11 protein-coding genes are annotated in these 13,995 nt (G+C 69.7%); 4 read left to right on the forward strand and 7 right to left on the reverse strand.

What is annotated here, in order from left to right; translation table 11 throughout:
• Window positions 1-168: 168 nt before the first annotated feature.
• Entirely contained in the window at window positions 169-1,065 is an 897-nt protein-coding gene (locus tag ABC766_RS29200; RefSeq protein ID WP_287091315.1) for a bestrophin family protein, read from the forward strand.
• 9 nt (window positions 1,066-1,074) lie between these two features.
• On the opposite strand, the gene ABC766_RS29205 is transcribed toward ABC766_RS29200, so the two are convergent.
• Window positions 1,075-1,656, reverse strand: coding sequence for a histidine phosphatase family protein (locus ABC766_RS29205; RefSeq protein ID WP_345820081.1), 582 nt, complete (start codon window positions 1,654-1,656; stop codon window positions 1,075-1,077).
• Between the two features lie 131 nt (window positions 1,657-1,787).
• Between ABC766_RS29205 and ABC766_RS29210 the strand changes: the two genes are divergently transcribed.
• The 3 genes from ABC766_RS29210 (at window position 1,788) to metH (ending at window position 7,828) form a co-directional block, all read left to right on the forward strand.
• Window positions 1,788-2,795: an ArsR/SmtB family transcription factor gene (locus ABC766_RS29210; RefSeq protein ID WP_287091317.1), complete on the forward strand. Its 1,008-nt coding sequence runs from the start codon at window positions 1,788-1,790 to the stop codon at window positions 2,793-2,795.
• A 57-nt stretch (window positions 2,796-2,852) separates the two neighbouring features.
• Entirely contained in the window at window positions 2,853-3,773 is a 921-nt protein-coding gene (gene metF / locus ABC766_RS29215; protein ID WP_345820082.1) for a methylenetetrahydrofolate reductase [NAD(P)H], read from the forward strand.
• Between the two features lie 302 nt (window positions 3,774-4,075).
• Complete coding sequence (gene metH / locus ABC766_RS29220) at window positions 4,076-7,828, forward strand: methionine synthase (protein ID WP_345822852.1); 3,753 nt, start codon at window positions 4,076-4,078, stop codon at window positions 7,826-7,828.
• A 227-nt stretch (window positions 7,829-8,055) separates the two neighbouring features.
• Here the strand turns inward: metH and ABC766_RS29225 are convergent, their stop codons facing one another.
• From ABC766_RS29225 to ABC766_RS29250, 6 genes are all read right to left on the reverse strand, one after another.
• Window positions 8,056-8,400 (reverse strand): transcriptional regulator, encoded by a 345-nt coding sequence (locus ABC766_RS29225; protein WP_043384355.1) that lies wholly within the window; start codon window positions 8,398-8,400, stop codon window positions 8,056-8,058.
• Complete coding sequence (locus ABC766_RS29230; RefSeq protein WP_427902271.1) at window positions 8,397-8,729, reverse strand: toxin-antitoxin system TumE family protein; 333 nt, start codon at window positions 8,727-8,729, stop codon at window positions 8,397-8,399. The genes ABC766_RS29225 and ABC766_RS29230 overlap by 4 nt, the downstream gene beginning before the upstream one ends.
• Before the next feature lie 157 nt (window positions 8,730-8,886).
• Window positions 8,887-9,891: an SMP-30/gluconolactonase/LRE family protein gene (locus ABC766_RS29235; RefSeq protein WP_345820083.1), complete on the reverse strand. Its 1,005-nt coding sequence runs from the start codon at window positions 9,889-9,891 to the stop codon at window positions 8,887-8,889.
• A gap of 51 nt (window positions 9,892-9,942) precedes the next feature.
• Window positions 9,943-11,673, reverse strand: a complete 1,731-nt coding sequence (araD, locus tag ABC766_RS29240) for an L-arabinonate dehydratase (RefSeq protein WP_053609808.1) — start codon at window positions 11,671-11,673, stop codon at window positions 9,943-9,945.
• A gap of 16 nt (window positions 11,674-11,689) precedes the next feature.
• On the reverse strand, window positions 11,690-13,048 hold the full coding sequence (locus ABC766_RS29245) for an MFS transporter (protein WP_342143059.1): 1,359 nt from the start codon (window positions 13,046-13,048) through the stop codon (window positions 11,690-11,692).
• An 81-nt stretch (window positions 13,049-13,129) separates the two neighbouring features.
• Window positions 13,130-13,849: a ribonuclease activity regulator RraA gene (locus ABC766_RS29250; RefSeq protein WP_342143061.1), complete on the reverse strand. Its 720-nt coding sequence runs from the start codon at window positions 13,847-13,849 to the stop codon at window positions 13,130-13,132.
• Window positions 13,850-13,995: the final 146 nt, after the last annotated feature.

A 13,995-nucleotide genomic window follows, 5' to 3' on the forward strand; every position in this document is an offset into this window, starting at 1 on the left:
GGCCGCCCGCGGCCCGCGCGACGGGTCCCGGATGCGCCGTCAGCCGGGCCAGCTCGCACGGTCCGCCCCGCCGGGCTGGGCGGCCGGCGCCCCTTTTCACCAACACGTTCCTTGCCGGGGCGCGGGGGGCAGGGCAGGGCTAAGAAGCCCCCCAGACTCGAAGCCCCGATGATCGTCCGCACCCGGCCCAACCTGCTGACCCTGCTGTTCACCCTGCGCGGCTCGATCCTGCCGCGGGTGGCGCCGAAGCTCGCCGGGATCGTCGCGGTGTCCTGCGCGGTGGTATGGGCGGAATCGCGATGGCCCGAACTGTTCCCGGTCACCGCGGGGGTCACCCCGTTCACGGTGGTCGGCCTCGCCCTCTCGATCTTCCTGAGCTTCCGCAACAACGCCTGCTACGAGCGTTGGTGGGAAGCCCGGAAGCACTGGGGCAACCTGATCGGCGAGGTGCGCAACCTCGCCCGCATCCTCCCGGCCCTGCTGCCGGAGCGGGAGGCGGCGCGCCAACTCCGACGCCTCTCGGCCTTCGCCCACGGGCTTCATGCCCGCCTGCGCGCCCTCGACGAGGCCGCCGCGGTGGGCCGGATGAGCCCCGGATCGGACCTGTCGGGCCCGAATCCCACCGACTCGGTTCTGGGCGCCATCACCCGGGACCTGGCCGCGCTGATGCGCGCGGGCGGGCTCAGCGACATCCAGTTCGGCATCCTCGAAGCCCGGATCGAGGCGCTGTCGGGCGTGCACACCGCCTGCGAGCGCCTCGCCAACACGCCGCTGCCCTTCGCCTACACCCTCTTGGTGTACCGGACCGCGTGGCTCTACTGCCTGCTCCTGCCGGTGGGCCTCACGGGCTCCCTGGGCTGGGCGACGCCCGTCGTGGTGGCGCTCGTGGCCTACACGTTCTTCGGCCTCGACGCCCTCGGGGACGAGCTCGAGGAGCCATTCGGCACCGAGCCGAACGACCTGCCCCTCGACGCCATGGTCCGCGCCGTCGACCGGATCGTGCACCACGCCCTCGGCGAGCCGATGCCGGACGCGCTCGCGCCGGATGGGTATTGGCTGCGCTAGCGTCGGCGCCTAGCCGTTCCAGGCGCGCAGGACGGGCTCGGTGCGGTCGTGTTCGTAGCCGAGCACCGAGACGCTCGCTGTGCCGAGGACGAGAAGCGCCCCTCCCTGCGGCGGCAGCCCGATCCAGCGCGCGGCGAGCACCCGCAGGACATGCGCGCTGGAGAACACGACGAGGTCGGCATCACGGGCGCGGGCGCGGGCGATGATCCGGTCCGCCCGAACGCCGACCGCCTCCGCCGTCTCGCCGCCGGGGCAGCCGTCGCGGAACAGGCGCCAATCCGGCCGCTCGGCCAGGATCGCCTGCGTGGTCCGGCCCTCGTAGGCGCCGTAATCCCACTCCGCGAGATCCGGATCGATCACGCGCCGGTCACCGAAGCCCGCCAGCGCGCAGGTCTTGGCCGCCCGGCTCGACGGGCTCGACCAGACCTCCGCGTAGGAGCGGGCCGCAAGGCGCGGGGCGAGGGCGCGCGCCGCTTCCTCGCCCTCCGGGGTCAGGGGTATGTCGCTGCGCCCGGTATGCTGGCCGGATCGGCTCCAGGCGGTCTCGCCGTGGCGGACCAGCGTGATCTGCGGGAACGGGCTCTCGGACATGCACGCCTCCCCGGGCCCGCACTCGGCGGCCCTGCCATCAACGCGGCCGCCGCGCTTCGGTCTCATCCACCCGGCAAACCCCCGCAAGTTCGTGCTTGCGCCCACCGCGAAACGCACATAAACATATCTTTATGTCTATTGAACGCAGGCAAGAGGCGGGATCGATCCCCTTTCCGGAAGCCCTGGGCGTCCTGCGTGCAGCCGCCGAGGAGACGCGCCTGCGCATCCTGGCGCTGCTCGCCGAGGGGGAACTGTCGGTGTCCGACCTGACCGACATCCTCGGCCAGTCGCAGCCGCGGATCTCGCGGCATCTCAAGCTTCTGGTGGAAGCCGGGCTTGTCGAGCGTCACCGCGAAGGGGCCTGGGCGTTTTTCCGGCTGTCCGACGCCCGCGCCGGCCTGGCGGATCCGCTGCTGTCCGGTCTCGACCGGACCGCACCGCCCCTGTCGGAGGACCGCGCCCGTCTCGACGCCGTGCGGACGCAGCGGGCCGAGGCGGCCGAGACCTTCTTCGCCCGGCTGGCGCCCAAATGGGACGAGCTGCGCTCCCTGCACGTGCCTGAGGCGATCGTGGAGGCGGCGGTCCTGGACGCCCTGGGCGACCGGCCGATCGGCAGCCTGATCGATCTCGGCACCGGGACGGGCCGCATGCTCGGCCTGCTGGCTCCCCGGGCCAGCCGCGCCACCGGGCTCGATTCGAGCCATGCCATGCTGTCCGTCGCCCGGGCCAACCTGGAGCGCCAGGGCCTGTCGCGGGTGGATCTGCGGCAGGGCGACATCCACGCGCCGCCCTTCGCCCGGTCGAGCTTCGACCTCGTGGTGGTCCATCAGGTGCTGCATTATCTCGACGACCCGGCCCGGGCGCTCCGCGGCGCCGCGCGGCTGGTGGCGCCGGGCGGCCGTCTGCTGGTGGTGGATTTCGCGCCGCACGAGCTGGAATTCCTGCGCACGGGCCAAGCCCACCGACGCCTCGGCTTCTCCGCCGAGCAGGTCTCCGGCTGGCTCGCGGAGGCCGGTCTCGCCACGGTCGGCACGCGCGATCTGGCGCCGCGCGAGTCGGGTCAGCTCACCGTCACCCTCTGGCTGGCCCAGGACGGTCTGGCCGACGAGACTGAACAGCCCCGGCGCGCCGTCGCCTGACATCCAGAACCTTCGCAGACTTCGTCTGAACCGATCGACATAGAGGACGAGACCCCGATGCGCCGCTCAACCCACCGCGCCAGCCGCGACGGCTACCACCCGATCCGCGTCTCGATCGAGTTCTTCCCGCCGAAGACCGCGGAGATGGAGAAGATCCTCTGGGGCTCGATCGAGCGTCTGGCGCCGCTTCAGCCGAGCTTCGTCTCGGTGACCTACGGGGCCGGCGGCTCCACCCGGGAGCGCACCCACAACACGGTGGCCCGGATGGTCCGCGAGACCGGCCTGAAGCCGGCCGCGCACCTCACCTGCGTGGACGCCACCCGGGAGGAGATCGACGCGGTGGTCCAGTCCTACTGGGATGCGGGCGTGCGCCACATCGTGGCGCTCCGCGGCGACCCGGCGGAGGGCGTCGGCCACGCCTACCGGCCGCATCCGGGCGGCTACGCGTCGACCGCCGAGCTGGTCGAGGGGATCAAGCGGATCGGCGACTTCAAGGTCTCGGTCTCGGCCTATCCCGAGAAGCACCCGGAGGCGGCATCGCTCGACGCGGACATCGAGGCCCTGAAGGCCAAGGTCGATGCCGGCGCCGATCAGGCGATCACCCAGTTCTTCTTCGAGAACGAGGTCTTCCTGCGCTACCTGGAGAAGGTCCGGGCCGCGGGGATCACGATCCCGATCATCCCGGGCATCCTGCCGGTGCAGAACTTCAAGCAGGCGGCGAACTTCGCCCGCCGCACCGGCGCCTCGGTGCCCTACTGGCTGGCCGCAAGGTTCGAGGGCCTGGAAGACGACGTGGAGACCCGCCGCCTCGTCGCCGCCGCGGTGGCGGCCGAGCAGGTGCTCGACCTCGTGGACGAGGGCGTCAACGACTTCCACTTCTACTCGATGAACCGCTCGGATCTGGTCTACGCGATCTGCCACCTGCTCGGCCTGCGCGCCCAGGCGCCGAAGCTGGCGGCCGCCAAGGCGGCGGCTTAATTCTCGAGGCCGCGCTCGACGCCCCCGATCCGTCCTCGCGAGCGCAGCGAAGCGACCCAGGACAGCGCGACATCCGTGAGCGTGGCGCTGCTGGACTGCTTCGCTCCGCTCGCAGAGACGGGGACGCCTCCGCGCCCATGGCACGGAAGCGTCTGGTAGAATGAAGGTTTTCACCCTCCTGAGGTGCCGCGCGAGCGGCCTCGAAGGCGGGCTCCAGGGAACACCGAGATATCTGGAGGCCTCCTGCGAGGCCTCCGCTTCGCTCCGGCACCTCGGGACGAGGTGATCTGACAGGACGCATGATGACCGATTTTGCCCCCGTCGACGGTACCGCGATCGCACAGGCGCTGCGCCAGCGCGCGGCGGAGAAGATCCTCGTCCTCGACGGTGCGATGGGCACCGTGATCCAGCGGCTGAAGTTCTCGGAAGAGGATTTTCGCGGCGACCGGTTCAAGGATCACGGGCACGATCAGAAGGGCAACAACGACCTGCTGATCCTGACGCAGCCCGACGCGATCCGGCAGATCCACCTCGACTACTTCCTGGCCGGCGCCGACGTCTGCGAGACCAACACCTTCTCGGGCACCACCATCGCCCAGGCCGATTACGGCATGGAGTCGATCATCCACGAGTTGAACCGGGAGGGCGCGCGTCTCGCCCGCGAGGCCGCCAGACTCGCCGAGGAGACGGACGGCCGCCGCCGCTTCGTGGCCGGCGCCATCGGCCCGACGAACCGCACCCTGTCGATCTCTCCGGACGTGAACAACCCGGGCTTCCGGGCCGTCACCTTCGATCAGGTCAAGCAGGCCTACGTGGAGCAGGTCCGCGGCCTGATCGACGGCGGCGCCGAGCTGATCCTGATCGAGACGATCTTCGACACGCTCAACGCCAAGGCGGCGGTGGCGGCGGCGTGGCAGGTCTTCGACGAGACCGGCATCCGCCTGCCGATCCAGATCTCCGGCACGATCACCGACCTCTCGGGCCGCACCCTGTCGGGCCAGACCCCGGCGGCCTTCTGGCACGCCCTGCGCCACTCCGATCCGCTGACCTTCGGCCTCAACTGCGCGCTGGGCGCCCGCGAGATGCGCGGCCACATCGCCGAGCTGTCGCGGATCTGCGACACGCTGGTCTGCGCCTACCCGAATGCCGGCCTGCCCAACGAGTTCGGCCTCTACGACGAGAGCCCGGAGGCCATGGGCAAGCTGGTCGGCGAGTTCGCCGAATCCGGCCTCGTCAACATGGTCGGCGGCTGCTGCGGCACCACCCCGGACCATATCCGCGCGATCAGCGAGGCGGTCGCCGGCAAGGCGCCGCGGCCGATCCCCGAGATCCCGCGCCTGATGCGGCTTTCCGGCCTGGAGCCCTTCGTCCTCACGAAGGAGATCCCCTTCGTGAATGTCGGCGAGCGCACGAACGTCACCGGCTCGGCCAAGTTCCGCAAGCTCATCACCAACGGCGACTACGCGGCGGCGCTGGACGTCGCCCGCGATCAGGTGGCGGCCGGCGCCCAGGTGATCGACGTCAACATGGACGAGGGCCTGCTCGATTCGCAGAAGGCGATGGTCGAGTTCCTGAACCTCGTCGCCGCCGAGCCCGACATCGCCCGGGTGCCCGTGATGGTCGATTCCTCGAAGTTCGAGGTGATCGAGGCCGGCCTGAAGTGCATCCAGGGCAAGCCGATCGTGAACTCGATCTCCATGAAGGAGGGCGAGGAGAAGTTCATCGAGGCCGCCAAGGTCTGCCGCTCCTACGGCGCCGCCGTGGTGGTGATGGCCTTCGACGAGCAGGGGCAGGCGGATTCCTACGAGCGCAAGGTCGAGATCTGCACCAAGGCCTACCGGATCCTGACCGAGCAGGTCGGCTTCCCGCCCGAAGACATCATCTTCGACCCGAACATCTTCGCGGTCGCCACCGGCATCGAGGAGCATAACGGCTACGGCGTCGCCTTTATCGAGGCGACCCGCACGATCCGCGAGACCCTGCCGCACGCCCACATCTCGGGCGGCGTCTCGAACCTGTCCTTCGCGTTCCGCGGCAACGAGCCGGTGCGCGAGGCGATGCACGCGGTGTTCCTGTTCCACTGCATCCAGGCGGGCATGGACATGGGCATCGTCAATGCCGGCCAGCTCGCCGTCTACGACGAGATCCCGGCGGAGCTCCGCGAGCTCTGCGAGGACGTGGTCCTCAACCGGCGCGACGATTCCACCGAGCGCCTGCTGGAGGCCGCCGAGCGGTTCAAGACCGGCGCTTCGGCCCAGGCCAAGACCGCCGACCTGACCTGGCGCGAGGCGCCGGTGGGGAAGCGCATCGAGCACGCCCTGGTCAACGGCATCACCGAGTACATCCTGGCCGACACCGAGGAGGCCCGCCAGGGCGTGGAGCGGCCGCTCCACGTCATCGAGGGTCCGCTGATGGCCGGCATGAACGTGGTCGGCGACCTGTTCGGGGCCGGTAAGATGTTTCTGCCGCAGGTGGTCAAGTCCGCCCGGGTGATGAAGCAGGCGGTGGCCTATCTCGAGCCCTACATGGAGGCCGAGAAGCTCGCCAATGGCGGCGACGGCAAGCGCCAGGCCGCCGGCAAGGTGCTGATGGCCACCGTGAAGGGCGACGTCCACGACATCGGCAAGAACATCGTCGGTGTCGTGCTGGCCTGCAACAACTACGAGATCATCGATCTCGGCGTGATGGTGCCGGCCGCCAAGATCCTGGAGACCGCCAAGCGCGAGCAGGTCGACATCGTCGGCCTGTCCGGCCTGATCACCCCGTCGCTCGACGAGATGGTCCACGTGGCGGGCGAGATGGAGCGCGAGGGCCTGGACGTGCCGCTGCTGATCGGCGGCGCCACCACGAGCCGCGTTCACACGGCGGTGAAGATCCACCCGGCCTACGCCAAGGGGCAGGCGGTCTACGTCACCGACGCGAGCCGGGCGGTCGGCGTGGTGTCGAGCCTGATCTCCAAGGAGACCCGTGGGCCCACGATCGAGAAGGTCCGGGCCGAGTACGCCAAGGTCGCCGACGCCCACAAGCGCTCGGAACTCGACAAGCAGCGGCTGCCGCTCGCCAAGGCCCGCGCCAACCCGTTCAAGATCGACTGGTCGGGCTACAAGCCGGCCAAGCCGACCTTCACCGGCACCCGGGTCTACGGCTCCTACGAGGTCGCCGACCTCGTGCCCTACATCGACTGGACGCCGTTCCTGCAGACCTACGAGTTCAAGGGCCGCTTTCCGGCGATCCTGGACGATCCCGAGCAGGGACCGGCCGCCCGCGCCCTCTACGAGGACGCGCAGGCGATGCTGAAGCAGATCGTTGAGGAGCGCTGGTTCAACCCGAAGGCGGTGATCGGCTTCTGGCCGGCCAACAGCGTCGGCGACGACATCGCGCTCTACACCGGCGAGAGCCGGTCGGAGCGGCTCGCCACCTTCCACGGCCTGCGCCAGCAGCTCTCGAAGCGCGACGGGCGCGCCAACACCTGCCTGTCCGACTTCGTGGCGCCTTCCGAGACCGGCATCGCCGACTATGTCGGCGGCTTCGTGGTGACGGCCGGCCTGGAGGAGGTGCGGATCGCCGAGCGCTTCGAGCGGGCCAACGACGATTACCGGGCGATCCTGGTGAAGGCACTCGCCGACCGCATCGCCGAGGCCTTCGCCGAGCGCATGCACGAACGGGTGCGCAAGGAGTTCTGGGGCTACGCGACGGAGGAGGCCTACGCCCCCGAGGAGCTGGTGCTGGAGAAATACGACGGCATCCGCCCGGCTCCCGGCTACCCGGCCCAGCCCGACCACACCGAAAAGACGACCCTGTTCGACCTGCTGCGGGCCGAGAGCCGGATCGGCGTGAAGCTCACCGAATCCTACGCCATGTGGCCGGGCTCGTCGGTGTCGGGGATCTACATCGCCCACCCGGAGGCGCACTATTTCGGCGTCGCCAAGGTGGAGCGGGATCAGGTCGAGGATTACGCCGTCCGCAAGGGCATGGATGTCCGCGAGGTCGAGCGCTGGCTCGGGCCGATCCTGAACTACGATCCGGCGCGGTATCTGGCGCAGGCGGCGGAATAGGGGCGGGGGCTCGACGCACCACGAGGCCATACGGTCTTAGGTCGGAGCGCGGGTCCCTCTCCCGAACGGGAGAGGGAGTTGATCGCGCTCCCCGATCAGCGGCAATGTCCACCGGAGATGTGTGAACAGCGCATCCTGTCCGGGGAAGCGGCGTTTCGGATGAAACGGAACCCCTGTCCCGGGCGCCTGCGCCGCCAGCCGAATGCGAGCCTGGGATGGAAGAGTCCTCAGGCCGCCTTCCCGATCGTGAAGTCGACGTGCACGGCGTCGTAGGGAAAGACGATGCGCTCGTCGTCCGTACGATCCAGGATGCCGGCATTCAGGAGCGCGTGCACGTCGGCGTGGATGTTTTTTACGTCCCGATCCAGCAACCGCGCCACGGCGCGCAGCGACATGGGCTCCTGGCCCGCGAGCGCTCGGATCAGCGCCCAGCGACGGGGCGTCAGGACGGTCCACAAGCCCTCGACGCTGGGGAAAGAGATGAACGCGCCGCGCTTCTCGCCCCGGAAGGCCGCCAGTACGCGGGCACTAGCCTCCTCGACCGAAGAGACGCCGATGGTCACGGTTCTCATGACTCCCTCCAGGGTTCGACATCGGCCCAGAAATCGGCCAGCAGGGCCTCGGGGGTGGTAAAGCGATAGGCGATCTCCGCCTCGCCGACGTGCCTGTGGTCGTCCTTGCCGGCTTCGTTGTCATAGCGAAGCACGCATGCACCATCGACGACGAGGGCGAGCCGGTACTTGAAGGCGTGGCTGCTCTCGCGGACAGGCGTCGGCACGCGCCAGACCACCAGCTCTGCGAACGACCGCCCAGGGATGATTGCGATTCGCTCCTTGAGCAGGAGTTCGGCCTTCACGGCAGCGAAAATGCCGGTGGCGACGGCTGTTGGCAAGAGAACCAACACACATCAGGGAGGCGAGTCGACAGCGTGCCTGCCGCCTCTGGGTCCCGCCTGAGATTCCGCTGGCCCTCACCGGGCCGCGTGCAACGAAAACGGAAATGGAACCCGGGATCCGCCCCGCAAGTCATCGCGGAGCGGTTCGCCGTATGATGCGGCCTCAGCAGGTCCCAGCGCCCCGGGTATTCACGTAGAGCGCGTAGACCGAGTGCGTCGCCGTCATCAGCAGCAGGTTGCGGTTCAGGCCGCCGAAGCACAGGTTGGCGCAGCGCTCGGGCAGGCGAATCCGGCCGATCAGCTTGCCCTGCGGTGAGAGCACGATGACCCCGTCCTCGGCCTCGCTCATCCCCCAGCCGCACCAGAGATTGCCGTCGACATCGGCGCGGAAGCCGTCCGGCGTGCCGGTGCCGGCGTCGTAGAACACGCGGCCGTTGGCGGTCTTCGTGCCGTTCTCGACCACGTCGTAGACGCGGATCAGGCGGTTGGGCTTGGCCCGGGCCTCGATCAGGTACAGCTTCGTTCCATCCGGCGCGAAGCACAGGCCGTTCGGCCCGGCCACACCCTCGACCACGACGCTGGCCTGCCCGGTCCCCGGGTCGATCCGGTAGACGTTGCCCGGCAGTTCCGGGGCCGCCATCGCCTCGTGGGGGTTCGGCCCGAAGGCGGGATCGGTGAACCAGACCGCGCCGTCGGCATGGCAGACCACGTCGTTGGGCGAATTCAGCGGCTTGCCGTCGAACCGGTCCATCAGCGTGGTGATGGTCCCGTCATGCTCGGTCCGGGTGACGCTGCGGGTCCTGTGCTGGCAGGTGATCAGCCGCCCCTGCCGGTCGCGGGTGTTGCCGTTGGCATAGTTCGACGGCCTGCGGAATTCCGAGAGCGAACCCGACGCCTCCTCCCACTTCATGATCCGGTCGTTGACCACGTCGCTGAACAGCAGCGCGCCCCGGTCGCCGAACCAGACCGGCCCCTCGGCCCAGCGGAAGCCCGTGGCGACCCGCTCCACCGTCGCCGAGGCGAGGCGGTACTTGGCGAAGGCCGGATCGAGGATCTCGACGGCCGGGTCCGGCACCCGCTGCGACGGCTCCCAGCCGGCCCCGGCCGCCCGCGCGGCGCCGAGCAGGGCCGCTCCGGCGAGCAGGCCCCTGCGTGCGATCATCACCATGTGTCCTCCCTGTGATCGGGCCCGCCGCCTGTTGCCGACGGCTCGGGCCGGTCAGTGAATCTCGGGTTCCGGGATCCCCCCGGCGCCCTCCAGAAAGTCGAAGTCGCAGCCCTCGTGGGCCTGCCGCACGTGCTGGGCGAACAGGCGGTTGTAGCCCCGGGGATAGGCCCGGTCGGGCGGCACGAAGGCCTTCACCCGCGCGGCAATCTCGGCATCGTCCAGGTGCAGGTGGATCCGGCGGGCGGCCACGTCCACGCTGATCAGGTCGCCGTCGCGCACGGCGGCGAGCGGGCCGCCCGCGGCCGATTCCGGCGCCACGTGCAGGATGCAGGCGCCGTAGCTCGTCCCGCTCATCCGCGCGTCCGAGATGCGGACCATGTCGCGCACGCCCTGGCGGAGCAGGACCTTGGGGATCGGCAGCATGCCCCATTCCGGCATGCCGGGCCCGCCGATCGGGCCGGCATTGCGCAGGATCATGACGTGGTCGGGGGTGACGTCGAGGTCGAGGTCGTTCACCGCCGCGCTCATCGCGTCGTAGCTGTCGAAGACCAGGGCGGGGCCGGTATGCTGCAGGAGCCGCGGGTCGGCGGCGGGCGGCTTGATCACGCAGCCGTCCGGCGCGAGGTTGCCGTAGAGGATCGCGGTCCCGCCCATCGACACGATGGGCTTGTCGAGGGGGCGGATCACGTCGTCGTTGTAGACCTTCGCGCCGGCGAGCCCGTCGCCGATCGTGCCGCCGGTGACCGAGCGGGCGTCGAGGTGGAGGAGGGAGGAGAGCCGCGCCATCAGCGCCCGGATTCCGCCCGCGATGTGGAAATCCTCCATCAGCCACTGCCCCGAGGGCCGGAGGTTGGCGATCACCGGGACTTTCTGGGCGACCTCGTCGAACGCGGTGAGCTTGACCGGGATGCCGGCCCGGCCCGCCATGGCGACGAGGTGGATCATCGCGTTGGTGGAGCCGGCCAGCGCGTTGTGGACGACGAGCGCGTTGTCGATGGAGCGCCGGTCGAGGATGTCGGAGGGCTTCAGGTCCTCCCAGATCATGTCCACGATGCGCCGGCCGCAGGCGCTCGCCATGCGGGGATGGTCGGCGTCGGCCGCCGGGATCGAGGCCGCGCCCGGCAGGGACAGGCCCAGCGCCTCGGTGATCGCCGTCATGGTCGAGGCGGTGCCCATGGTCATGCAGGTGCCGGCGGAGCGGGCGATGCCCGCCTCCATGTCGTTCCACTCCTGCGTGGTGATGGTGCCGGCCTCCTTCTCGGCCCAGTACTTCCAGACATCCGAGCCGGAGCCGAGGATCTTGCCCCCGAAATGCCCGCGCATCATCGGCCCCGCCGGGAGGAAGATCATCGGCAGGTTCATGGAGATGCCGCCCATCACGGTGCCGGGCGTGGTCTTGTCGCAGCCGCCCATCAGCACCGCCCCGTCCACCGGGTGCTGGCGCAGCAGCTCCTCCACCTCCATGGCCAGGAGGTTGCGGTAGAGCATCGTGGTCGGCTTGACGAAATTCTCGGACAGCGACAGCGCCGGCAATTCGATCGGGAAGCCCCCCGCCTGCCAGACGCCGCGCTTCACCTGCTCCACGCGCTCGCGGAAATGCAGGTGGCAGGGATTGATGTCGCTCCAGGTGTTGATGATGCCGACGATAGGCTTGTTGCTGAAATCCGCCCGCTCATAGCCCATCTGCAGCATGCGCGAGCGATGGCCGAAGCTGCGCAGGTCGGTGGCGCCGAACCAGCGCTGGCTGCGCAGGTCGCCCAGGTCCTTCTTGCGCGCGGTCATCGCTCTGTCTCCGGTCTCAGGGGTTCGGGCCGGCGGGGCGGAACACGCCGCCGGTCCCATCGCGCGGGTCCGCCTCCGCCCGGCCTGACCGGACAGAGACGACCGTGATCGCCGCCGAGGCGAGCGCGCAAGCGGCCAGGAAATAAAGTCCCGCCTCGTAGCTGCCGGTGTAATCCTTGAGCCAGCCCAGGACGTAGGGGCCGACGAAGCCGCCGAGATTGCCGATCGCGTTGATCAGGGCGATCCCCCCGGCCGCCGCGGGCCCGGACAGGAACTCCCCCGGCATCGCCCAGAAGGCGGGCTTGCTGCCGTAGAGCCCGATCGTCGCCACCGACATCGCCGTCAGCGCCCAGAGGCTGCCGAGCAGGGGGCCGGAGGCGACGAGGCCGAGGGCGGCGACCAGCGCGGCGATCACGAAGTGCCATCGCCGCTCGTTGCGCCGGTCCGACGACCAGCTCCAGGCGACCATGCCCAAGGTCCCAACCACGTAGGGTACCGCCGTGACGACGCCGGTCTCCCAGTCGGTGAGATGCAGGCTCTTCAGGATCGGCGGCATGAAGAAGGTGATGCCGTAGGTGGCGGTGCCGATGGTGAAGTAGATCGCCCCGAGGGCGAGCACCCGCCGATCGGTGAGGGCCTGTTTGAGGGTGAGATGCCCGTGAGCCCTGAGCGTGCCCGCACGCTCCGCCGCGAGTTCGTCCCTCAGCCAGCGCCGCTCCTCGACCGCGAGCCACGCCGCCTGTTCGGGCCGGTCCGTCATCAGCGCCAGAACCGCGACCGCCAGCAGGATCGAGGGCGCGGCCTCCAGGAGGAACAGCCACTGCCAGCCGTGCAGGCCCAGCACGCCGTCGAGCTGGAGCAGCGCCCCCGAGATCACCGCCGTGAGGGCATTCGAGCCCGGCACCGCCAGGAACAGGGCGGCGACCACGCGGGCCCGGTACCGCTTGGGGAACCAGAAGGTGAAATAGAGGATCACGCCGGGGAAGAAGCCGGCCTCGGCCACGCCCAGCAGGAAACGCAGGGCCAGAAAGCTCACCGGGCCGGTGATGAGGACCATGCTGCCCGCCACCAGTCCCCAGGTGACCATGATCCGAGCGATCCAGAGCCGCGCCCCGGCGCGCTCCAGAAGGACGTTGCTCGGAATCTCGAAGATGACGTAACCGAGGAAGAAGATGCCGGCAGCCCAGCCGTAGAGCGTGGCGGAGAACCCGAAGTCCCGCTTCAGGCCGAACGCGGCGAAGCCCACATTCGTCCGGTCCATGTAGGCGACGAAGTAGATCAGGACGATCAGCGGCAGGAGTCGCCACGACACCTTGGCGACCGTCCGCCGCTCGATCTCCGGCGCCGCAGCGCCCCCGCGCAACCCCGCCGCCATGGCGTCCCCCCAAGCCGAATCCGACGCGTTCCGGCCCGTTGCCGATCGCGGGCCGGGCTGGAGCGGGCCGGTCCGGCACGCTCAGCGGCCGGCCCGCTTCCGCCAGGCGGCGAAATCGGCGAGGCTCTGTTCGTCGGTGGCAGGGTAGAGGCCGAGGATTGTGCGGCCCTTGCGAACCTCCTCGGTGACGAAGTCCTCGTAGGCGGTCATCTCGACGGCCTCGTCGGCGACGGCGTCGGCGAGATGGGCCGGGATCACCGCCACCCCGTCGCCGTCGCCGACGATCACGTCCCCGGGGAAGACGGGCGCGTCGCCGCAGCCGATCGGCACGTTGATGTCGATCGCCTGATGGAGGGTGAGGTTCGTCGGCGCCGACGGGCGCGCGTGATAGCTCGGCATCTCCAGCCGGGCGATCTCGTCGGCATCGCGAAATCCGCCGTCGGTGACGAGCCCGGCGCAGCCGCGCACCATCAGCCGGGTGGCCAGGATCGAGCCGGCGGAGGCGGCCCGGGCGTCCTTGCGGCTGTCGATCACCATCACGGCGCCGGGCGGACACTCCTCCACGGCCTTGCGCTGCGGATGCGCGCGGTCCCGGAACACCGTGATGGGGTTCAGGTCCTCCCGGGCCGGGATGTAGCGCAGGGTGTAGGCCTCGCCGACCATCGTCGGGCCGCCGGCCTTCAGGGGCAGCACGCCCTGGATCATCTGGTTGCGGAAGCCGCGCTTGTAGAGGGCGGTCATCAGCGTCGCCGTGCTGACGGTCTTCAGCTTGGCGCGCGTCTCAGGGGACATCCCGGACATCCGCTCCTCCTCCCTGGGCCTCGGTCTCGGCACCCGCGAACGGTGACAATCACATGTCGCTTGCGCCGGCCTTGGCTCCCGCCCGCACTGAACGCGGACTGATATCCCAGATCTTGAGTAGCACGGTGCGCGGCGCCATTGTCAAC

The sequence above is a fragment of the Methylobacterium fujisawaense genome (assembly GCF_039619325.1).
GTDB classification, from domain to species: domain Bacteria; phylum Pseudomonadota; class Alphaproteobacteria; order Rhizobiales; family Beijerinckiaceae; genus Methylobacterium; species Methylobacterium fujisawaense.